The following is a 21,871-nucleotide window of genomic DNA, read 5'->3' as shown; positions in this document are numbered from 1 at the left end:
GATGATTAATAATTTCCTTTGCTTGAACACAGGTACCCACCATTGCTTATTTGCCCACTCAAGGAGATAAGCATGCAACATCGAATAAACACACTGCCACTCAAGCAGAAAATCGCCCTGTGCATTGCCATCTATACAAGCGGCATCTTATTGGCCTGGGTCATTGACTGGTACTGAAGACGTTTAATCCGCGACTACAAGGTGCACAGTGAAATATTGATACCTCGGGGTTTTTCGATGATTGCCGCATATAAAGCGTTACTTGGAAGGCAAGCAGTCACTGTATGCCTGATTGCTGCGACGGGCTGGGCCGCATGGTTCTGTGCTGGAGGACTGGCTGAGCAATTCATCGCACGGAAGTTGAATAACGTTTATGCCGATCTGCGTGCTGCTCAAGTGGAGCCCAATACGCAGATCGACAAAGTACTGGAAACCCTCGGCGATCTTGATCGTTCGGGTCAGGAATGCTCCGTCGAGCAATACTCACTACTGGCTGATCTGGTCAAGAACCTGCGATTTGTTGATCAAGCGGCAATCCAGTTGCCCGACGGCAAGATCTGTTCCTCCTACGGACAAGAACTCCAGTCGATACTGGCCGGTAACGAGAAGCGCAAGTTCTCCGTTGGAAAACGAAGCTATTGGATCGATTCCGGTCACGCAGTATCTGCGGACACCGACTTTATCATTGTGTCGGAACAGTCAACCTACGTTTGGGTAAACAAGAAGATCCTGCTCGACAACTTGAAGTTTCCCGAGGACCTGCAACTGGACCTCATCGGTCCCGGCGGCGCAGTACCCATTGCCTCCACGGGCCCCAAGCCGCTGACGATGCAGAAGCCGTTCCACCTGGAAGAACTGGTTACCTCGGCGGACAAGGTCCTGATCGCCTTTGCGGGCAACCGAAATGAACTGATCGCCGTCATTTCTCTTCCGTTGAGTTACCTGACAGGTCTCAAATTCAAACTATTCATTGGCCTTGTGTGCGTGTTCGCAGCGCTGCTCTTGCTCGCAAGGTGTGCCCAACGGTATTACACCTCTATCGCCGTACGGCTTCGCAATGCCCTGAAAGCCAACACGCTGGGTGTTCACTACCAGCCTATCGTTAACTTGACGACGGGTTATCTGGTTGGCGCCGAATCACTTTCTCACTGGAGCGACAACGGCACCCAGGTGCCTGCGGATGTTTTCATTCCGGTGGCGGAGAAGTCTGACTTGATCCGCAAACTTACGCGCTCGGTGATTCGACAAGTGGCGGAGGATTACAGCACCTACCTTTGGGCGTGCAAGGACTTCTACATTACGGTCAATCTTTGCGCCCAGGATATTCAGGACCCAACCCTTCCAGACTATGTGGCCGACCTGCTGGCAACCTACAACATGCCCGCGTCCGCCATGACGTTTGAAATCACCGAAAGGACCCTGCTCGATCAGAAGCCTGCCGCCCTGCAATTGCGACGGCTTCGTGCGTGTGGACATCGCATTGCCGTGGACGACTTCGGTATCGGCTATTCCAACCTCTCGCTTCTGGATTCGGTGCCTTTCGACATTCTGAAAATAGATCGCTCATTCATCGCAGACGACAAGATCGCTGCCGAGGATGCCTTGTGGCGACACATTGCCCGGTTGGCCAAGTCGCTAAGACTCAAGGTCGTGGCCGAAGGTGTCGAGAGTCAGCAGCAACTGCCGCATCTGGTTTCGGAAGGGGTTGTATTGGCGCAAGGCGGGTTGTTCTGCAAAGCGCTGCCTGTTCAAGCGTTGGCAAGACGCTACTTTCAATGCCCGGCAAACATCCCGCCGTACGACGCAAAAATATCAATCAATGACTTCTATTAACCCCTCACGGCCCCTCAAATGCTCGCCGAACCCTAACACCAGACAAACCTGTACAAGGACTCCACCACACATGCGACTTCGAAACCTTGGCTTCGCTTCACTGCTATCGTTGCTGTCTTTTCAAGCGCTCGCTGATGACAAAGGCTTATATCTTGGAGCTGGCGTAAGCAGCATACAGACCGACGAATCCAGACTGGACGACGACGACACCAGCTACAAGGTTTATGCCGGGTATCGCGTCAATAGCTACCTGGCCTTCGAGGGTGCCTATGTCGATCTCGGTCAATTCAAGGACAAGAATGTCGATTTCGACGGCAAATCGGCCCAGGCTGCCGCCCATGTCGGCTTTCCGCTGGGCGATCGGGTGCGGGTATTCGGCAGTGTCGGTGCTCACGCCTGGGACGCCGACGGCAATGCCACCGACGACGATACCGGGGTTGACCTGACCTACGGTGTCGGCGTCGAGGTCGATGTCTTCCGCAACATTGGCCTGCGCGCGGAATACGAAGTTCTGGAAGTCGGAGAGATCGACCTGAACCAGACGACCGCATCCGCCTATATGCTTTTTTAACACCGCTACAACTGAGCGGCCTTGCCGGTCGCTCAACGCACTCTGCGCAACGTCCCCCGCCTGGCACCGGGCCCGATAACCGGTGCTCGAGTTTGCCTTTGCTCCCGCAATACGCACTCCCTCGCCACAGAAGTCACTACGGTTGCAAAATCGCTAGCCGGCCACCACAAACACAATGATCGGCCCACACACCGCGAGCAACACATTGGAAATCGCATAACACACGGTAAAACCGATCACCGGGGTGTTGCTGCCGGACTGTTCGATAATCTTGTTCATCGACGCCGCTTCGGTCTGTGCACCGGCCAGTGCACCGAACAGGATCATCGGGTGCAGGCGCAGCACATAGCGGCCGAAGTACAGCGCCACCAACGGCGGCACGATGGTGACCACGGCGCCGGACAGCAGCAATGCCAGGCCTTGCTCCTTCATCGCGGCAAAAGCCGCGGGGCCGGCCAGCAGGCCGACCACCGCGCCGAACGCGGTCAAGCCGAACTCGGAAAACGCCCATTGCGCAGCCGGCGGCAAGGCGCCGATTTCCGGGTGGCGCGAGTTGTACCAACCGATCACCAGCGCGGCGACCAACACCCCGCCACCGATGCCCAGTTCCACGGGGATCATCCCGATATGGGTCGACAACAGCCCCAGCAACGAGCCCAGCACCATGCCCAGGGTGTGCATGGCGATGTCGCTCTTGTAGTTGTGCTCGCGAATCCGCCCCAGGCGCTTGGCCACCGCTTCGACGCTGGCAGTACGGCCTGTCAGGGTAATCACGTCGCCCCGACGCAGCACCGTGTTGGGCAGCAACGGCAACTCGTAGCCCTGGCGGGTGATGGTATTGATGAAGCAGCCCAGGCGCCTGGCGCTTTCCAGGCGGCTTTTCGCCTGATGGATGGTCTTGCCGGCGAACTCCGGTGAGGTCACCACGATGTCCACTTCGCGGGTGGGGAAAGACAAGGATTCGGCATGGTCGATTTCCGGTCCGATCCACTGGGTGAGCGTGCCCACGGCTTCGCGCAAGGCGTAGACCCCGACGATATCCCCGGCCATCAGCGTGAAAGCCTCGTCACGCTCGATAACTGTTCCTGCACGCACCACGCGCTCGACGGTCAGCGATTCGTACTGTTTCTCCACATCGGCAATGCGCTGCCCATTCGCCGAACCGTTGTCCGCCACCTGATGGGCGCGCACGACAATGCGGGTGTACGGCACAGTAATCGCGTCTTCTTCCTTGGCGATGCCCAGCTCCAGTTCCAACTCCCGTGCCGACGCCTTGAGGTCCACGCCCAGCAGCTTCGGGGCAATGCTGCCGACGAACACGATCAGGCCGATGGTGCCGAACAGGTACGTGATCGCGTAGGCAATCGCCATATGGCTGTTGAGTTGGGCCCTGGCCGCGGTGTCGATCGACAGTTGATTGATGGCGCTGGTGGCGGTGCCCATGATCGCCGTATCGGTCAGTGCCCCGGCGCCGAGCCCGGCGGTGAAACCGGCGTCGAAATCGAAGACCGCATTCATCAGCAAGATGGCCGCCAGCGCGGTCCCGCACAGCACCACACTCAACACCACCAGTTTCAGCGTGCCGCGATTGAGGCTGCCGAAAAACTCCGGCCCGCTCTTGAAGCCGACCGCGTAGATGAACATCACGAAAAATACCGATTTCAATCCGGTCGGCACTTCCAACCCGATCTGGCCGATCAGCAGCCCCATCAGCAGTGCACCGGCCACGGAACCGAGGTGAAAACTGCCGATGTGGATACGGCCGACGAAGACGCCCAGGGCAATGGCCAGGAACACCGCGATTTCCGGGTCGGTCCGCAAGGCATGGAGCACAAACTCGATCATGGTGCGAACTCCCTTTCAGGCGACATCAGGATTCCTTCGTTTCTTGCGCGGGGGCCGGGTACCACTTGTCCCTGGGCACCCATTTCTCTTGTTGCGGATCACCCAGGTAGTGCGGCGACATGATCTGCACGCCGTACTCGTTGAACACATCCTGGATGTTGGCGTGCAGCATGCTCAGCAGCACTGCGCGCGGCCGGGGCTGACTGGGAATGGCCTGGGCCACCAGCCGGTATTCCGGGTAGAAGTCCGACAACGCCGTCTGGAATACCTGGGCCGGCGGTACTTCGAGAATCCCCGGTGTACGCTTTGCGGCCTCCAGCAACATCGCCTCCACCTGCCGCCACGGCGTGTCGTAGCCAATGGTCACGACGGTGTCGACCACGTAGCCGGGGCCTTGTACCACCCGCGAGTAGTTCTTGGTGACGGTGCCGGTGATCATCGAGTTGGGCAGGGTCAGCACCTCGCCCAGGCCGGTGCGAATGCTGGTGGTGAACATGCCCAGTTCGGTCACCGTGCCTTCGTAGTCGCCAATGCGCACAAATTCGCCGGGGCGCAAGGTTCGGGTGTAGGTCAGGATCAACCCCGCCGCCGCCTGGCCCACCACGCTGGTGGCGCCCAGGGAAATCATCAGGCCGATCAACACCGACAAGCCTTTGAATGCATCGGTACCGGCACCCGGCAGGTACGGGTAGGCCATGGCCAGGGCAAACAGCCAGATCGCCAGGGACGTCAGGCGTTGGGTCGGTTGCAGGGTTTCATGGTTGAGCCAACTGAGGGTTCCGGGTGCCGCCATGCGCCGCAGTATCCGCCGCATGAACGCGGTTGCGCCGCGGGCGATGAAGAAGATTGCCAGCGCCACGCCCAGCCCGGGTATGGCGCCAACGATCCCTTGCAGCAGATAGCCGCCGAGCTCCAGCAGATAGTTGTTGAGGCTTTCGCCCCACGGACGGGTATAGGGAAAGCGCGACAGGACAAAGCCCAGCCATTCGTACGTCAGCAGCAACACGATGATCCAGCGCACCAGCTCCAGCAGGCGGCTCGCCAACGGATACAGGTAATTGGCGTCGATCAGCGGAACCCGTCCGACTTTCAGGGCCTGGGTGTGCCGATGCATCAGTTCGGGCAGTTTCTTCAGCACTCTGCGCCGCAGGTACGACATGCCGAACAGCAGCGCGATGTAAACGCCGGTGGCGATCAACGCGGCGACCACGGAGCGCAGGATCAACCGCAGGCTGCGCGCCTCCCGGGTTTCGGCCACGACCTGGCGCAGCTTGCCGGCCGCGGCTTCGGCGGCCTGCTGTACCGAGTCGTATTCGGTCTCGTCGAAATCATTGGGCGAAACGATAAAGGCGCGCCGGCTTCCCAGCAGCACCATGTAGCTTTTCATGATCGGATCGATGGAGACATTGAGATCATCGGCGTCGTCCAGTGCCTCACCGATCACCGCTTTCGCCCGTTTGACCCGCGACGCCGGGGCTTCTCCGAGGAGGGTCGCGCGAAACACCATGATGCTGCGGTTGGCCACTTTCAATTCAACGGGAGCATCAACCGCTTTCGGTGCGTCTCCAGCCCACAATTGCACCGACCAGAACATCCCGAAAACAGTAAACATTACAGCGAGCAGCCTGCTCCGCATGTGTCGGATCCTTACGTCACGAAATTCAGATCGAGGGTACGTATCGCAGCGTAGTTCACCGATGAACGGTTGTCAGATTTGCGCTACAGGCAGTTTTCTTACCCGTCTGTCTCCTTGAAACAGCGAACTCGAGGATCCTGTAGGAGCGAGCATGCTCGCGATAAACCGGAGAGCACCACGGGGCACCTGCCAACCAGCGTTATCGTTGACGACCATCGCGAGCAAGCTCGCTCCTACAGTGTGTTCCATACCTGACTCAAGGATTGACCTGATAACCCTTGCCCTGCAGACAGCTGCTGTAGGCCGACGCAGTGTTCGTTTCCGTGGTCTTCGCATCCGCTCGACGCTCCTGACGCTGGCGCGAACCACCGACAACCATACCGGCCGCGGCGGTTTCCTTGGCGCGGTCCTGGCGGACGTTCTGTTTCACATCACTGTCGACACGATCATCATACGCATCGTGCTGATTACTGCGCACACCAGACGCCACGGCGCCGGCAGCAGCCCCCACTGCCGCCCCTTTGACCCGCCCGCCCGATGGTGTCGAAGACGTCGATGCAGCCTGACTGTTGGCGATGCTCTGGCATTCGGACATATCCGCCTGCGTTTGTTGCGAACTTTGCCCTTTCATCGGCACCACCGATTGCGCCCATCCCGGGGCACTTAAAACCGACAAGGCAAGGCACAGGCTAAGCGATGAAAACCTTCTCATGATGACCTCCGACAGGCTTGCTACACGGGCAAGCCTTGGGGCGACTGGCGGATGGCAAGCGACGTCATGCGTCGCCCTGCCGATCGGGTGGAGCAACTGAAAAGTGTAGTTCAACGGCCCCGCAGAGAAGGACTTCCGAACAAGTGGTTGGAGTTGTGTGGGATCCTGCTCGCGAAGGCGGTGTTTCTGCCAAATTCTTCGTTGAATGTGAAACCGCTTTCGCGAGCAAGCCCGCTCCCACAGGACTACAGGTGATCAGCGAATGGGCGGTTATTCAGGCGGATCGAGCTGATCCAGCGCCCGGTTCACTGCCAGCTCTCCGAGCATGATCACCTGCGCAATGCCCAGCAGCGCATTGCGGCTGGTTCCTTCCAGATGATCCACCAGATCGGTGGCCATGACATTGGCCGATGCCAGCGATTCACAGGCATGCACCAGTAAGGTCTCGACATTGAGTTCGGGATTGACGATGAACATGGTGCTGGGTTTACGCGGCGTGGCCATGATGCCGGGGCCGGGGTTGAGGTAGTGATCGAGGGCGCGCTCAGCGGCTTCGTGGAGTTTTTGGGAGTCGAGGGTTTCGTACGGGGATGTAGGATCGGTGTCCGGGGGATTGGGTGTGACTTTGAACATAGTGAAACTCCTTGTACCGTAAAAAGGAGCCATCACTCTCACGCTACCAAACGTTGGGTGGTGGCCATACGCAGGTTGGTAGACCGGGTACAAGGACCGGCGCGCCCGAAGGCGCCCTGTGCATGGCCACCATGTAGCAGAGCAGAAAAACGCTGCTGATAGCGACGCATAGCACCTTGTAACACCGGGCTACCAAACCCGATCGCTGCTGTTTTGCAGCGACCGGCAAACGATAGAACCCGGCTCCAAGGCGCACAAGCCGGCGGATTCTGGCGTAGCTGTAGGCAATGACGCAAGCCGTTGTAGCTTGCCAGACGTAACGCTGACACCCGCTAAACAACCTCTTAAACACCCCCAAATAGGACAGCCAACACAAAGAACTGTAGGAGCGAGCCTGCTCGCGATGAGGGCGTGTCAGTCAACATCTTGCTTACTGACCCACCGCTATCGCGAGCAGGCTCGCTCCTACAGGGTATGAGGTGTCAGTCAGGCATTGGTGGTCAGCGGATAGAGCTTGTCATCGAACTGCGACAGCTTCGGAAATACCAGTGGTTGGTCGTCGCTCAAGTACTGCAACCGCTGGCTGTAATCAACCAGAAATTGCTGGCGCGCCTCTTCACTGATGTACGGCACATGCCAGGCCACGAACGGTTCCAGCACGTCAAAACCGACATACGCCAACGTGCCACGCAAAATCGGCCGCAGCATGTCCTCCAACGGTCCATGAATCGCGCCCTCGCCAAACATGTGTTCACGACCACCCAGGGTCACTGTCACCAGCGCTTTCTTGCCGGCCAAACCACCCTGATCGTAGAAGCGCTTGCCGCCATAGCAGATGCCGGACACCAGCACCCGGTCGATCCAGCCCTTGAGCATGGCCGGGGTGGAGAACCAGAAGATCGGAAAGTTGAGGATCAGCAGATCGGCCCACAGCAGTTTGTCCAACTCAGCCTGGATGTCCGGCGCCAGTGACTGGCTCTTCACGCCCAGGCGTTGTTCCAGGGCATAAACCAGGTACTCAGGGTTTTCCCGGGAGGAAAAGTCCGCATCGCTGGCCACCGGATTCCAGTTCATTTTGTACAGGTCGCTGACCTGCACTTCGTGGCCCTGGGCTTCGAGGGTGGCGACGGCCTGGTCACGCAGGGCGGCGGTAAAGGATTGCGGCTCCGGGTGGGCGTGGACGATCAGTACTTTCATGGTGGTTCCTTAGACTTGTTCCAGCGAATCGGTTGAAGGTGTGGAGTAGCAACATCGTGGGTGATGAACAGTTTGCGTCGCCAACCGTCACACCTGGATCGCCTTCACTTCGACGAACTCGTTCAACCCCTCCTCACCCCATTCGCGACCGTTACCCGACTGTTTGTAGCCACCGAATGGCGCCTGATAATTGAACGCCGCGCCGTTGAGGAAGCACTGACCGGCGCGCATCTGCCGCCCCAGGTGCAAGGCGCGCTCGGCACTGCCGGCCCAGACGCCGCTGGACAGGCCGAATGGCGAGTCGTTGGCGATCTGGATCGCTTGCGCCTCATCGGTGTAGGGAATCAGGCACAGCACCGGGCCGAAGATTTCTTCCTGGGCGATGCGCATGCGGTTGTCGACATCGGCGAACAGCGTCGGGCTGACATAGAAGCCACGCTCGAACGTTGATGGCGTGTCACCGCCGCACAGCAGCCGTGCGCCTTCCTGTTGGCCAACCTTGATGTAGTCGAGCACGGTGCGTTTTTGCCCGACCGAACACATCGGGCCGAGAAAGCTTTGTGGGTCGAGGGGATCGCCCATGCGCAGGCTCAGGGTTTCCGCCAACGCCAGTTCCACGGCCTCGGCGTAACGGCTGGCCGGCAGCAGCATGCGGGTCAGCGCGGTGCAGGTCTGGCCGGAGTTGATCATCACGTCCTGCACGCCGTAGCGCACCGCCGCTGCGAGATCGGCATCCTCGGCGATCAGCAGCGGCGACTTGCCGCCCAGTTCCAGGCACACCCGTTTGACTGAAGGCGCCGCCGCTTGCGCAACGCGAACGCCGGCGCCGGTGGAGCCGGTAAACGACACCATGTCCACATCCGGGTGTTTGGCCAACGCTTCGCCGACTTTCGAGCCCGGACCACTGACCAGGTTGAACACCCCGGCCGGCAGGCCGATGTCCTCGATCATTTGCGCCAACAGGAAGGCATGCAGCGGGGTTTCCTGGCTCGGCTTGACCACCACCGTGCAACCGGCGGCCAGTGCCGGGGCGAGTTTGCCGATCAGCTGGTGCAGCGGGTAATTCCACGGGTTGATGAACGCGCAGACACCCACGGCCTCGCGGATCACCAGCGAATTGCCGACTTCGCGCACTTCGTCCATGAGATGAGCCAGTTCGACGTACTGCTCAAGGCCAGTGATCGGCCCGTCGACCTGCACCGAACGGCACCATTGCACCGGCATGCCCAGTTCAGTGGTGATGACCGAGGCCATCTCATCGGCACGATTGCGCAGTTGATCGGCCAGGGCGCGGATGTAACCGGCACGCACGCTGGACGGTGTACGCGACCATGAGTCGAACGCCCGGCGTGCAGCCGCCACGGCGTTTTCGACATCGAGTTCATCACCCAGTGGAACGCTGCCGCACACTTCTTCGGTGGCCGGGTTGATCACCTCGGCGATGCCCTGCCCCGACGGAGTTTGCCAGCGACCGTCAATAAACAGTGACTTGTGATTAAGCATGATTCTGGGCCTCCATCAATTCGTGAGCACAACGGGCAATGCGCTGGCAGGCATCGCGCAGCGGTTCGGCGCTGACCACCAGACCGAGGCGAATATGCCCCGCCGCGCTCGGACCAAAGGCCTCGCCCGCCAAGACTGACACGCCGTGGCGATCCAGCAGACGGTCGGCAAACGCCTGGGCGCTGAGCCCGGTCTGACGGATATCGAGCATCACGAACATCCCGCCATCGGGTTTCAACGCCCGCACGCCGGGGCAATCGGCCAGGCTGTCGCACACCAGGTCGCGACGCTGGCGATAGGCTTCGCGCATGGCTTCGAGTTCCGGCAGGTTGCTTTCCAGGGCCACCACGGCGGCGTCCTGAATGAAATCCGGCGAGCCGTAGAGCATGCACAACGCGAGGTTTTCCAGGTGCGCGGCCAGGGACGGCGGCGCCACCACCCAGCCGACGCGCCAGCCAGTCATGGCGTGGGATTTCGACAGGCTGTTGAGGGTCGCGGTGCGTTCGGCCATGCCCGGCAGGCTCGCCGGGCTGACATGTTCGCCTTCGAACAGCAATTCGCTGTAGACCTCATCGGAAATCAGCCACAGGTCGTGGCCGATGCACAGTTCAGCCAAGGCAGCCCAGGTGCTGCGCGGCAGACTCGCGCCGGACGGGTTGTGCGGGCTGTTCAGTGCCAGCGCCCGGGTGCGCGGAGTGATGCGCGCGGCGACATCTTCGGGCAGCACGCGGAAACCGTTTTCCGAGCGCACCGGCACCGGCACCACCACGGCACCGCAAGCACCGAACACCGCTTCGTAGGTGACGTACATCGGTTCGGCGACGATCACTTCGTCACCCGGATTGAGCACGCATTGGGCCACGCTGAACAGCGCACATTGCGCCCCGGCCAGCACGGTGACCTGATCCGCCGAAACCGACTGGCCGCTGCGCTGCTGATGACGCTTGGCAATGGCTTCACGCAGGGCACGCTTGCCGCGCACCTCGGCGTAGTGAGTGTTGCCGCTCAACAGGCTGTCGATGGCGCCCTGCACGATAGGCTGTGGCGTGTCGAAATCCGGATCACCCACGGACAACAGCAGAATGTCTTCGCCTTGCTCGCGCAGTGCCAAGGCGCGGTAGTGAATGTCCCACGCGGCGGCGCCGTCGCCGGCGATACGTTGAGTCAGATCGGAAAAGCGCATGGCTTCATCCCCTTAAAATACAGATCAATGCGCACAGACATGCTTGAGTTCGATCAGGGTCACGCCATTACGCTTGAAGCCTTGGCGCAAGTCGGTCTGCAACTCGGCCAGGCTTTGCGGCTGAGTCACGGTGCAGCCGAAGGCACGAGCGAGGGCGGCGAAATCCGGGTTGCGCGGCAGCACGCCGATGGGCTCGATGTCGAGGCCGAGCATGTCGTCGCGAATCTGTCCCAGGGCGTCGTTGTTCCACAGCAGCACCACCAGCGGGCTGTCCAGTTCCTCGACAGCCGTGGCCAGTTCCTGGGCGGTGTAGAGGAAACCACCGTCGCCCACCAGCACCAGGCCAGGCCGCTGCGGCGCGCCGAACTTGGCGCCGATACCGGCCGGCAGGCCGTAGCCCAAGGTGCCGTAGCCGGTGGGGTGCAACCAGCTGCGAATGGCCTGGCTGTCAAAGGCGTAGTTACCCGTATACGCAAGCTGGGTCATGTCGGTGCTGATGAATGCGTTGTCCGGCAGCGCTGCAGCGATACGGTCGAGAATCGATTGATGAATCGACTGCAACGGGCCATGGCTGGCCTTGACCGCTTCGCGCAGAGTGGTGACCGAGGCAGTCGCAGCGCTGGCATCGCGCACATCAGACGGCAAACGCTCAAGCAATCCACTGAGGGTTTGTTGTGCATCGCCGTGCAAGGCAACCGCGCACGGATAAAAGTCGTTGAATTTGCGCGGGTCGATGTCGACGCGCAGCAGTTCGGCGTTGAGCGGCAGGCGTTCACGCCAGTAGTCGGTATCGGCCATTTCGGTGCCGACCGCCAGCACCACGTCGGCCTCGGCGATCAGGTTCCAGCCCGGTTCTACGCACAGGGATGAACCGGCATTGAGCGGCGCATCCGGTGGCAGCAGGCCCTTGCCGGCAACGCTGGTGAACAGCGGCGCGGCGAGTCGGGTGCTGATGTCTTGCAGTTGCGAAGCGGCATTGAGCGCACCACCACCGGCGATAATCATCGGGCGCTTGGCAGCCTTCAGCTTTTCCACGGCTTGATCGATCGCGGTGGCCGACGCCGGGCCACGACCCGGGCGACGCACCACCTCATTGCTCCAGTCACGGGCAATCGGCGCTGACAGCACGTCCAGCGGCACCGAGATGTGCACCGGGCGCGGGCGTTCGCTGTCGAACACCGCGTAGGCACGGGCGATCAGTTCCGGCAGGTCTTCGGCGGTCAGTGCCACTGCAGAGAACGCAGTAATCGGCGCGGTCATCGCCCGTTGATCCTGACACTCGTGCAGGCTGCCCCAGCCCTTGCCCAGGCTGGCGCTGTGGTTGACGCTGGAAATCACCAGCATCGGAATCGAGTCGGCGTAGGCCTGGCCGATGCCGGTGGCGGCGTTGGTCACGCCGGGGCCGGTGATGACGAAGCACACGCCGGGTTTGCCGCTGACCCGGGCATAACCGTCGGCCATGAAACTGGCGCCCTGCTCATGGCGGGTCAGCACGTGGCGGATGCCGCTGCCGGGCAAGCCGCGATACAGCTCCAGAGTATGTACGCCGGGGATGCCGAACACGGTATCGACGCCGTAGTTGGCCAACAGACGCACCAGGGCCTGGCCACCGGTCAAGGTTTTGCTTTGCATTTTCATGTCCTCACTCCTGGCCGAAGCGAATCAACGCATCGACCGCAGTCGTGCCCTGGGCACCGACCAACAATGGGTTCACATCGAGTTCCAGCAGGTGTCCGGCGTTTTCGCAGGCGTAGTCCGCCACGGCGCGGATGGCGGTCACCAAGGCATCCAGGTCCGCAGACTCGCGACCACGGAAACCTTGCAGCAACGGTGCGCTGCGCAGGCTGAGCAAGGCGTTGCGGATCGCGCCGTCGGTGGTCGGCAGCAACAGGCTGCGACTGTCCTTGAGCAACTCCACCAGAATGCCGCCGGCACCGATCACCAGCGCGAGGCCGAAATCGTTTTCGCGCTTGATGCCGACAATCAGTTCAGCCAGTGGCGGCTTGGCCATGGGTTCGAGTAACAGTTGATCGAAGGCTACGCCCGGGGCGTAAGCGGCAATGCTGCTGCGCATCTTCTCCAGTGCAGCGCTCAATGCCGCGCCGTCCTTGAGGTTCAGCGCCACGGCACCGGCCTCGGTCTTGTGTGGCAGTTGAGCGCTGACCGCTTTGAGTACCAGCGGATAGCCCAGGGTTTCGGCGTCCTTCAGGGCTTTGTCCGGGGTGCTCAAAACGCCGTTGGGCGTCGGCAGGCCAAAGGCTTTTAATACCTGTTTGGAATCCCATTCATTGAGCAAACGCCCCTCGCCTTCCAGCGCGTGCGGGCACAGCGGCACCAACGCCGATTCGCCCAGCGCCAGCAACGCCTGACGATTGCGTTGATAACCGGCGATGCGACCCCACGCGGCCAACCCGTCCTCAACGCCCTGCAAGGCCGCGACGCCTTGGGCGTGCAGACGCTCACGGGCATGGGCCGGCAGCAACTCGGGGAAGGCCGAGGTGACAAAACCGGTCTTGCCGTGACGTTGCAGTGCCGCGCAGTACAACTCCAGCAGCAGGTCGCATTCCTTGCGCTCGCCGGTGAACTCCGACGGGTAGTCGAGCACCAGCATCGCAGCGTCGGCTTCGGTGCGCAGCGCACTGTCGAGCATGCGGTTCAAGGCTTCGCCATCGCCCCAGATCGCCGTAGTGAAGTCCAGCGGGTTGACCAGGTTAGCGTAGGTCGGCAGCACTTGCGCGAGTTCGCCGACCTGCCCTTGATCGAGTTTCGGCAGGCCCAGGTCGTTGCGTTCGGCGTAGTCGGCAATCAGCCCGGCGTCGCCGCCGGAGCATGCCAGCGCGATCAGGCTGTTGCCCGCCGGCAGATTGCCACAAGCAGCGGCTTTCAAGGTTTCGACAAAACTCACCGGACCGCTGACGCGAATCACCCCGAGGCGGTCGAACAGTGCGTCGTACAGCGCATCGGAACCCGACAAAGAACTGGTGTGACTCAACGCCAGTTCGGCGCCAATCTGCGACACGCCGGTTTTCAGCGCGATGATCGGGATGCCCTTCTCCAGCGCCTTGTGCGCGGCGCGGGCAAAACCCGGCACATTCTTCAGGCCTTCCAGGTGCAGGCCGATGGCGGTGACGCGCGGCTCGTCGAGCAACACATCCATCAATTCGGCCACGCCCAGTTGCGCCTGATTGCCCACCGAGGCCATGTAGGCCACCGGCAGCGAGCGGTCGCTCATGGACAGGTTGTAGGCGAAGTTGCCGCTCTGGGTCAGTACCGCCACGCCCTTCTCAACCGCTTTGCCGCCATGGGCCACCGGCCACAACGCGGAACTGTGCAGGTAGTCGAGCAGGCCGTAGCAGTTGGGGCCGAGCAAGGCCATGTCGCCAGCGGCCTTGAGCAATTGCTGTTGCAGGGCCTGGCCTTCGGCGCCGGTTTCGGCGAAGCCGGAGGCGTAGCAGATCGCCCCGCCCGCGTTGATGGCGGCCAGCTCGGCCACGCAGGTCAGGGTCAGTTCGCGGTTGGTGGCAATGAATACCGCGTCCGGGCCGCAGGGCAACTCGGCAACGCTGCGCACGCACGGCACCCCTTCAAGGCTGTCGTGTTGCGGGTTGACCAGCCACATTTGCCCTTGGTAGCCGCCTTCGGCACAGCGCTTGAGGGCGCGGGCCATACTGCGGCCGCCGACGAACGCCACGTGTTGCGGCGCGAGCATGCGTTTGAGGTTGTCACGAATGGTTTGGGACATGGGAATTCTCCGGGCCGATCAGCGCAGCAGCGGCCGCAGCAACTCGCGGGAAATGATGTGGCGCTGGATTTCCGAAGTGCCTTCCCAGATCCGTTCGATCCGCGCGTTGCGCCAGATGCGCTCCACCGGACCTTCGTCCATCAGCCCCATGCCGCCGAAAATCTGCACCGCTTCATCGGCGGTACGCCCGAGCACTTCACTGGCGAACAGCTTGGCCATGCCGGCCTCGCCATCGGTCATGGTGCCTTGGTCCATTTTCCAGGCGGTGTGCAGGGTCAACAGTTCGGCGGCGCGGATTTGCGTGGCCATGTCGGCCAATTTGAACGACACGCCCTGGTAAGTGCCGATGGGCTGGCCGAATTGCTTGCGGTCCGCCGCCCATTGCAAGGACACGTCCAGTGCGCGCTGGGCCTGACCGACGCAGTTGGCCGCGACCATCACGCGCCCGGCGGTCAGCCAGGCGTTGGCCACGTCCCAACCCTTGCCGACTTCGCCCAGCACTTTGCTGGCCGGCACGCGGCAGTCGTCGAAGAACATTTCGAAGGTGTGATAACCCCGGTTGCTCACGCACTTCGGCCCACGGCGGATGGTCATGCCTGGGGTGTTGCGGTCGACCAGGAACGAGGTCACGGCGTTACGCTTTTTGCCGTTGTGTTCGTAGGTGTCGGTCACGGCGAAGACAATGGCAAAATCGGCATGGCCGGCGTGGCTGATGAAGTGCTTGCTGCCGTTGAGAATGAAGTCGTCGCCTTCACGCACGGCGCGGGTCTTGATTGCATTGGCATCGGAACCGGCACCCGGCTCGGTCAGGGCAAAGCAGTCGATCTTTTCACCCTGGATGCACGGCAACAGGTAGTCGTTGATCTGGTCGCCGGTGCAGGCCATGAGGATTTTCGACGGCCGCGCGACGAACACATGCAGCGCCCAGGACACCTTGGACAGCTCACGTTCGATCAGCGCCTGGGACAGGTAATCCAGGCCGCCACCACCCACTTCTTCGGGCATGTTGAAGGCGTAGAAACCTGCCGCGATCGCCTTGCCGCGAATCTGTGCCGCCAGCTCCGGGGAGACCTCGTCGGCGCGGTCGACTTGCTCTTCATAGGGCAGCAGTTCCTTCTCGACGAAGCTGCGTACCGAGTCCACCAACATTTCTTGTTCTTGGGTCAGTTGGAAATTCATGCTGCTACCTGTTGTTCGTGTTCTGGGAGATGGAGAGGAATCAACGACCGATGAAACGTGCCGGGCGTTTTTCCATGGCGGCGCGCAGGGCTTCGTTGCCGTCTTCGCTGCGACCGCAGAGCAAACCGGCGGCAAGCTCGGCTTGCAGTTGTTCCGGCAGGCTGCGTTCGGCGCCTTCACGCATGAGTTTTTTGGTCTGGGCGAAGGCGAAGGTCGGACCGGCAGCCAGGCGTGCGGCGAGTTCGCTGGTGACCGTCAGCAGTTGATCGTCGGCACAGACATCGCTAACCAGACCGGCGTCTAGGGCACGGTCGGCGCCCCACAATTCGTCGAGGAACAGCAGGCGCTTGGCCTGTTCGCTGCCGATCAAACGCGGCAGGTGCCAACTGGCGCCGGCGTCCGGCGAGTACGCCATGCTGGTGTAGCCGGCCTTGAAGCGTGCCGATTGCCCGGCGATGCGCAGGTCGCAGCACAGGGTCAAGTCCATCCCGGCGCCGACGGCGGTGCCATTGATGGCGGCGATGGTGGGTTTTTCCAGGCTGTGCAGGCGGGTCATCAAGGCGTGGGCGGTTTCGGTCCAGCCGTAGGTTTCCAGCGCGCCCCGAGCTTCAGCATCGGCCCATTCATCGAGGTCAGCGCCGGCACAGAAACTGCGGCCGCTGCCGGTGAGCACCACCACGCGCACCGCTGGATCGGCGTTGAAACCGTCGAGCAAGGTGTGCAGGTTTTTCAGCGTCGGAATGTCCAGCGCATTGCGCTGGGCAGTGCGATTGAGGGTGATCCAGGCAACGCCTGCTTCGACCTGGCTGAGCAGCGACGATTGAGTGGTCATGGGAATCCTCGAATTATTGTGATTGGTCTGAGGTGATGCGACTTGAGGCCATACTAAACGAGTGTTCAGTAAGGCGGCAATCGGCGGAGGAATGGGCTGTAACAAGCTCAATAATCATGTAACACATTGGTTTTATTGAATTATTTATAGATGGGCGAGCGTAAGCCGTTAGCGCTGTTACAACTTCGAACAACTGGTGACAGGAGGCCGGTCGCAAATTTACCGAACACCGCAAACCCCTGTGGGAGCGAGCTTGCTCGCGATAGCGGTAGACCAGTCAACAGTGATGTTGAACCTGATGCCGCCATCGCGAGCAAGCTCGCTCCCACAGGGAATGTGCTGGATTGAAGGAATTACACAGTCGGCAAGCTCGGCGCCAACACGCCCTGGCGCTTGCGATGGATCAGGAAGTACGCGCCATAGCACAGCGCAATGAATCCGAAGCCCCAGTACAGCGACGGACGCTGGGTTTCATCCAGGGCCAGGAACACGAACAGCGAGCAGCACAGCGTGATGCACATCAGCGGCAATACCGGGAACCAAGGTGCGCGGTATTTCAGGTCGCTGAGTTTGCCGCCATCACGCAGATACGCCTTGCGGAACTTGTACTGCGCCAGCGCGATGACAATCCAGGTCACGGTGCCGGACATGCCGCTCACCGCCATCAGCACCATGAACAAGGTGTCGGCGGCGACGAAGCTGGTCATCAGCGACACCAGTGCGAAGCACAGGGTGATGCTCAAGGCGCGCAATGGCACACCGCGTTTGCTCAGATGCGACAGGCTTTTCGGCGCCATGCCGGTTTTCGACATCGCCCACAGGATGCGCGTCGAGGCATACAGGCCGGAGTTGCCCACCGACAGGATCGCGGTGAGGATCACGAAGTTCATCAGGTCGGCCGCATAAGGAATGCCGACCATGTCGAACACCTGCACGAACGGGCTTTCCATCAGGCCCGCCTGCTGCCACGGCACGATGGCCGACAGCACGATGATCGCCAGCACGTAGAAGATCAGCACGCGGAACACCACGTTGCGTACTGCCCGGGGAATGCTTTTTTCCGGCTGATCGGTTTCACCGGCGGCCACGCCCATGATCTCGCAACCCTGGAACGCGTAGACCACGGTCATCATCACCGCGAACACCGCCGACAGGCCGTTGGGGAACAACGAATCGCCGATCAGGTTGCTCGCCATCGGTGCCGGTGCGCCGCTGCTCAGGGGCATCACGCCGAAGATCACCAGCACGCCGACCACGATGAAACCGAGAATCGCCGCGACCTTGATCCCCGAGAACCAGTATTCGGCTTCACCAAAGGCGCGGGTCGCCATGGCATTGATACCGAACAGCACCACCACGAACAGCGCCGACCAGTACCAGATCGGCACCTCCGGGAACCAGCGGGTCATCAGCATGCCGGCGGCGGTGAACTCCAGGCCCACGGTGGTGGCCCAGCTCATCCAGTACACCCAGCCGATCATGAACCCGGTGGCCGGGCCGATGTATTTGGTGGCGTGGGTCTGGAACGAACCGGACACCGGCATCTGCACCGACAGTTCACCCAGGCAGACCATCACCAGGTACATCAGGAAACCCGCGACCAGGTAAGCCAGGATCGCCCCCACCGGGCCGCCCTGATTGATGGTCACGCCGGAGCCCATGAACAACCCGGTGCCGATGACGCCGCCCAACGACAGCATGAAGATGTGCCGGCTCTTGAGGGCGCGGGTCAGCTGGATGCCTTTATGATCAGTATTTTCGTTCATGTCGGCACCTCAGCAGTCAGTGAGGTTTGCAGCGCGCGACAGCTCGTCACGGCGCAGGGAGGGATCAGCTTTACGGCAATTCATTATTATTATCTCCAATAAGCTTCGAAGACCGCGCTGCGGCGGTTGCGTCGATTATTGGAAAGCCATGTAAGTTCGCGTTGACCGTAAGGATCGAAGTTGTACAAAGTCGTAACAAACTTGTACGTCAGCTCTGCAACAGGCCTTTGAGGGTATCGAGCGAGTGCTGCAATTGCTCATCGAGCGCGGGGCTCATGCGCTGGATCGCCGATTCATCGTTTGCCAGCGCCAAGGTCTCCAGCGCCCTCAAGGTGCTGGCCAAGGCCCGAAAACCCAGGGAATCGCAGCTACCGGCCAGGCGGTGAGCCAGTTGCGCGACCTCTGTGCAGTCGTCGGCGGCCATGGCTTCATTCAGCGCATCGCGGTGTTGAACGATCGAGTCACGCAATACCGCCAGCAGCCCCTGGACCTTTTGCGCACCGAGCAGGCTGCGATGGGTCTGCAACAGCGGCCAGTCCATTGCCTCATCGCTCGGCAGCGACTCGGCCACAGGTGCATGCCCTTGCAGCACCTGGCGCAGGTTTTCCAGCTTCAGCGGCTTGGCCAGGACACCGTCCATGCCGGCCTCCAGATAACCGCGCACCAGTGCCGGTTGCACGCTGGCGGTCAAGGCGAAAATGCGCGTATGGCGGTTCGGCCCGTCACCGTTGCGGATCTGCCGGCATAGCTCGACACCGCTGATGCCCGGCAGGTGCACGTCCAGCAGCATCAGATCGAACACCCGCGCCGCGCAGTGTTCCAGTGCCTGATCCGCTTCTTCGGCGAGCCACACCCGGTGGCCGTCCCGTTGCAGCAAGCCCTTGACCACTTCGCGATTGAGCGCCACGTCTTCGACCACCAGGATGTTCAGTGCCGGCCCCGCCGCCCGCACCGGCGCAACCTCAGCCACGCCGCTGGCCGGTTGCAGGGACAGTTCGAACCAGAAGCAACTGCCGCGCCCCTCTTCACTGTCCACGCCGATGCAGCCGCCCATCTGCTCCACCAGATGTTTGCAGATCGCCAACCCCAACCCGGTGCCACCAAAACGTTGCGCGACTTCTTCGCTGGCCTGGGTGAAGCGCTCGAAAATCTTCGCCTGCATCGCCGGGGCAATGCCGATGCCGTCGTCCGTGACACTGACCCTCAGCCGCTGCCCCGCCTGTTCACCGGTTTCGCTGAGCAGCGCTACCTCGACGCTGACTTCGCCGCCTTCGGTGAACTTGATCGCGTTGGCCAGCAGGTTGCTCAGCACTTGACGCAGGAACTGCTCGGCACCGTGGTGATACTCGGCAATCCGTTGATCGATGCGGAAACTGAGGATCGTGTCGTTGTTCAGCGCTCTCGGTTCCAACAGCGTGAGTACCTCGTCGAGCAACTGGCGCAGCGAGAAATCCACCGGTTCGGGATGGCTGACGCCCTCCTCCAGCTTGGCGAAATACAGCACCTCATTGAGGATCGTCAGCAAGCCTTCGCCGGCCTTGTGCAAGGCATCCAGGCGTTTGCCGTCCTGGGCATCCAGACGCGCGCCGCGCAGCAGCTCGGCCATGCCGAGAATGCCATTGAGGGGCGTGCGCAGTTCGTGGCTCATGGTCGCCAGGAACCGCGACTTGGCAAGGTTGGCCGCTTCCGCCTCGTCTTTGGCGCGCATCAGGCTGGCGGTGCGGCGCTCGACCATTTTCAGCAGCTCGTCACGGTTGTCCTGCAAGGCCAGGCGATCGGTTTCCCGGCGCTCGATGTCCCGCAGGATCGCCCGGCGCATATCGTCCAGCGCATGGGCCACGGTGTCGATTTCGTCGCTGCCACGACGCTTGTCCAGGTGCAGGGGCTCGTGCCACTCACCGGCGGCGATGCGCCTGGCAAACTCGGCCATGACTTTCAGGTGCCGGGTCACCAGTCGATAAAACAAGCCCGACAACGCCACGGCCAGACCGCAGAGGAACACCGCCATCCACAACAGACTGGTCAAACCGGTGGCGTAGAGACGCTGGTACACCGCCCCCAGATCCGTACTGACCTCCAGCTCGCCAAGGTTGCGCAAAGGGCCGGACGGCGGCTGATAGTCCAGGACAAAGCGCTCGATACGCAGCGGTCCCGTGGGGTCCGGGTTGCCCTGAACCAGGTCGAAATCGGCGCTGGTCAAGTGCACCCGGGCGACGTCGGAGAAGTCCACCAGCCCGCGCAACTGCACGTTCAACTGCTCCTGGTTCAAGTCCCAGAGACTGCGTTCCAGGCTGGCCAGGTAGCCGGCGCGGATCAGCTCCATACGCGAATCGATGTCGCGCATTTCCCGTCGATACTCGATGTACAGCTGCACGCTGCTGGCCAGCACGGTGAAGCACAGGCTGAACAACAGAATGAACAGCAACAGGCGCCGCAACAGTCCACCGGGACGGGCGCGAATCATTGCGCATCCGCCGGCAGGTTGATCATGTCGCGGTAGGTCACTTCGCTCTCGTTGAGCCAGCGCTCGATGTCACCGGCATCGACCATGCGTTGCAACTGCGCATTGATCTCGGGCATGCGAGCGGCCAAGGGCGAGCGCCGCGACACGGCAACCCGCAGATAGTCCACGTTCAATGCCTTGGGCAAGGCAATGATGTCCTGGCCACCGGGCAGGTTTTCCACGTACAGCTGGCCGGTGCGTCGCTCCTGGGTGATGAAATCGATGCGCCCGCGAATCAGCTTGCCGAAGTTCTGGTGGCTGTCGGAAACCCATTCGATATTGTTGTTGCGCGCGACCATACGATCGAACTCCACACCGTAGCTCTCGCCAAACAACAGGCCGCCACGGTAATGGGCCAGGTCGTCCAGTTGTTCGAATTTCACCGGGTGCTGGCGGTTGATGAACAACGCCACTTCTTCACGCAATACCGGTACTGTCGAGAACAGCATGCTTTGCTCCCGTTGCGCGGTGCTGTAGGCCAGCACCACATCGACCCGGCCTTCGGCGGCGTCCAGCAGGCAGCGTTTCCAGTTGCCCAGCACCACGATCTCGACCTCGTAACCCAACTGGCCGAACAGGTTTTTCACCACGTTCGGTGCCAGGCCGCGCACCTGCTTGCCATCACTCCAGGAGATCGGCGGGTACACCGGGTAATCGCAATAGCGAACCTTGTCCGCCGCGACGGCATGGCCGGCCACCAGCAGCGCCAGCAAGCAAAACCATCGCGCCATCAGCT

The 21,871-nt window shown here is 61.4% G+C and carries 16 protein-coding genes; 2 read left to right on the top strand and 14 right to left on the bottom strand.

What is annotated here, in order from left to right:
• The first annotated feature begins 237 nt into the window (after positions 1 to 237).
• Both AC3IT9_RS13775 and AC3IT9_RS13770 read left to right on the top strand, forming a co-directional pair.
• A complete protein-coding gene (locus tag AC3IT9_RS13775; protein WP_489273385.1) occupies positions 238 to 1,833 on the top strand; it encodes an EAL domain-containing protein in 1,596 nt (531 codons plus the stop codon).
• Positions 1,834 to 1,903: 70 nt separating this feature from the next.
• A complete protein-coding gene (locus AC3IT9_RS13770; protein WP_150723942.1) occupies positions 1,904 to 2,404 on the top strand; it encodes an outer membrane beta-barrel protein in 501 nt (166 codons plus the stop codon).
• 153 nt (positions 2,405 to 2,557) lie between these two features.
• Here AC3IT9_RS13770 and aspT read toward each other — a convergent pair whose 3' ends face one another.
• From aspT to AC3IT9_RS13700, 14 genes are all read right to left on the bottom strand, one after another.
• The gene (gene aspT, locus AC3IT9_RS13765) at positions 2,558 to 4,249 is read right to left on the bottom strand and encodes an aspartate-alanine antiporter (protein WP_150752789.1); all 1,692 of its coding nucleotides are present in this window, start codon (positions 4,247 to 4,249) and stop codon (positions 2,558 to 2,560) included.
• A 25-nt stretch (positions 4,250 to 4,274) separates the two neighbouring features.
• Positions 4,275 to 5,885 (bottom strand): mechanosensitive ion channel family protein, encoded by a 1,611-nt coding sequence (locus tag AC3IT9_RS13760; RefSeq protein ID WP_489273384.1) that lies wholly within the window; start codon positions 5,883 to 5,885, stop codon positions 4,275 to 4,277.
• Positions 5,886 to 6,141: 256 nt separating this feature from the next.
• The gene (locus tag AC3IT9_RS13755) at positions 6,142 to 6,597 is read right to left on the bottom strand and encodes a hypothetical protein (protein ID WP_489273383.1); all 456 of its coding nucleotides are present in this window, start codon (positions 6,595 to 6,597) and stop codon (positions 6,142 to 6,144) included.
• A gap of 270 nt (positions 6,598 to 6,867) precedes the next feature.
• On the bottom strand, positions 6,868 to 7,230 hold the full coding sequence (locus AC3IT9_RS13750; RefSeq protein WP_489273382.1) for a DUF6124 family protein: 363 nt from the start codon (positions 7,228 to 7,230) through the stop codon (positions 6,868 to 6,870).
• A gap of 486 nt (positions 7,231 to 7,716) precedes the next feature.
• Positions 7,717 to 8,427 carry an NAD(P)H-dependent oxidoreductase gene (locus tag AC3IT9_RS13745; protein ID WP_489273381.1) on the bottom strand — a complete coding sequence of 237 codons (711 nt, stop codon included), beginning with the start codon at positions 8,425 to 8,427 and terminating at the stop codon, positions 7,717 to 7,719.
• Between the two features lie 87 nt (positions 8,428 to 8,514).
• Complete coding sequence (locus AC3IT9_RS13740) at positions 8,515 to 9,930, bottom strand: aldehyde dehydrogenase family protein (RefSeq protein ID WP_489273380.1); 1,416 nt, start codon at positions 9,928 to 9,930, stop codon at positions 8,515 to 8,517.
• Complete coding sequence (locus tag AC3IT9_RS13735) at positions 9,923 to 11,113, bottom strand: pyridoxal phosphate-dependent aminotransferase (protein WP_489273379.1); 1,191 nt, start codon at positions 11,111 to 11,113, stop codon at positions 9,923 to 9,925. Before AC3IT9_RS13735 ends, AC3IT9_RS13740 begins: the two co-directional genes overlap by 8 nt.
• A 24-nt stretch (positions 11,114 to 11,137) precedes the next feature.
• The gene (locus AC3IT9_RS13730; RefSeq protein ID WP_489273510.1) at positions 11,138 to 12,745 is read right to left on the bottom strand and encodes a 5-guanidino-2-oxopentanoate decarboxylase; all 1,608 of its coding nucleotides are present in this window, start codon (positions 12,743 to 12,745) and stop codon (positions 11,138 to 11,140) included.
• Positions 12,746 to 12,755: 10 nt separating this feature from the next.
• The gene (locus AC3IT9_RS13725) at positions 12,756 to 14,855 is read right to left on the bottom strand and encodes an acetate--CoA ligase family protein (protein ID WP_489273378.1); all 2,100 of its coding nucleotides are present in this window, start codon (positions 14,853 to 14,855) and stop codon (positions 12,756 to 12,758) included.
• Positions 14,856 to 14,873: 18 nt separating this feature from the next.
• Positions 14,874 to 16,034, bottom strand: a complete 1,161-nt coding sequence (locus tag AC3IT9_RS13720; RefSeq protein ID WP_007981552.1) for an acyl-CoA dehydrogenase family protein — start codon at positions 16,032 to 16,034, stop codon at positions 14,874 to 14,876.
• Positions 16,035 to 16,074: 40 nt separating this feature from the next.
• Positions 16,075 to 16,866 carry an enoyl-CoA hydratase/isomerase family protein gene (locus AC3IT9_RS13715; protein WP_150723968.1) on the bottom strand — a complete coding sequence of 264 codons (792 nt, stop codon included), beginning with the start codon at positions 16,864 to 16,866 and terminating at the stop codon, positions 16,075 to 16,077.
• A 353-nt stretch (positions 16,867 to 17,219) separates the two neighbouring features.
• On the bottom strand, positions 17,220 to 18,632 hold the full coding sequence (locus tag AC3IT9_RS13710; protein WP_150723970.1) for an amino acid permease: 1,413 nt from the start codon (positions 18,630 to 18,632) through the stop codon (positions 17,220 to 17,222).
• 208 nt (positions 18,633 to 18,840) lie between these two features.
• On the bottom strand, positions 18,841 to 21,096 hold the full coding sequence (locus AC3IT9_RS13705; protein WP_489273377.1) for an ATP-binding protein: 2,256 nt from the start codon (positions 21,094 to 21,096) through the stop codon (positions 18,841 to 18,843).
• On the bottom strand, positions 21,093 to 21,866 hold the full coding sequence (locus AC3IT9_RS13700; protein WP_150723972.1) for a substrate-binding periplasmic protein: 774 nt from the start codon (positions 21,864 to 21,866) through the stop codon (positions 21,093 to 21,095). Before AC3IT9_RS13700 ends, AC3IT9_RS13705 begins: the two co-directional genes overlap by 4 nt.
• Positions 21,867 to 21,871: the final 5 nt, after the last annotated feature.

The sequence above is a fragment of the Pseudomonas sp. KH_046_1 genome (genome assembly GCF_057839025.1).
Note: the sequence above shows the minus strand (reverse complement) of the source record. Positions and strands in the feature narration are given on the sequence as shown.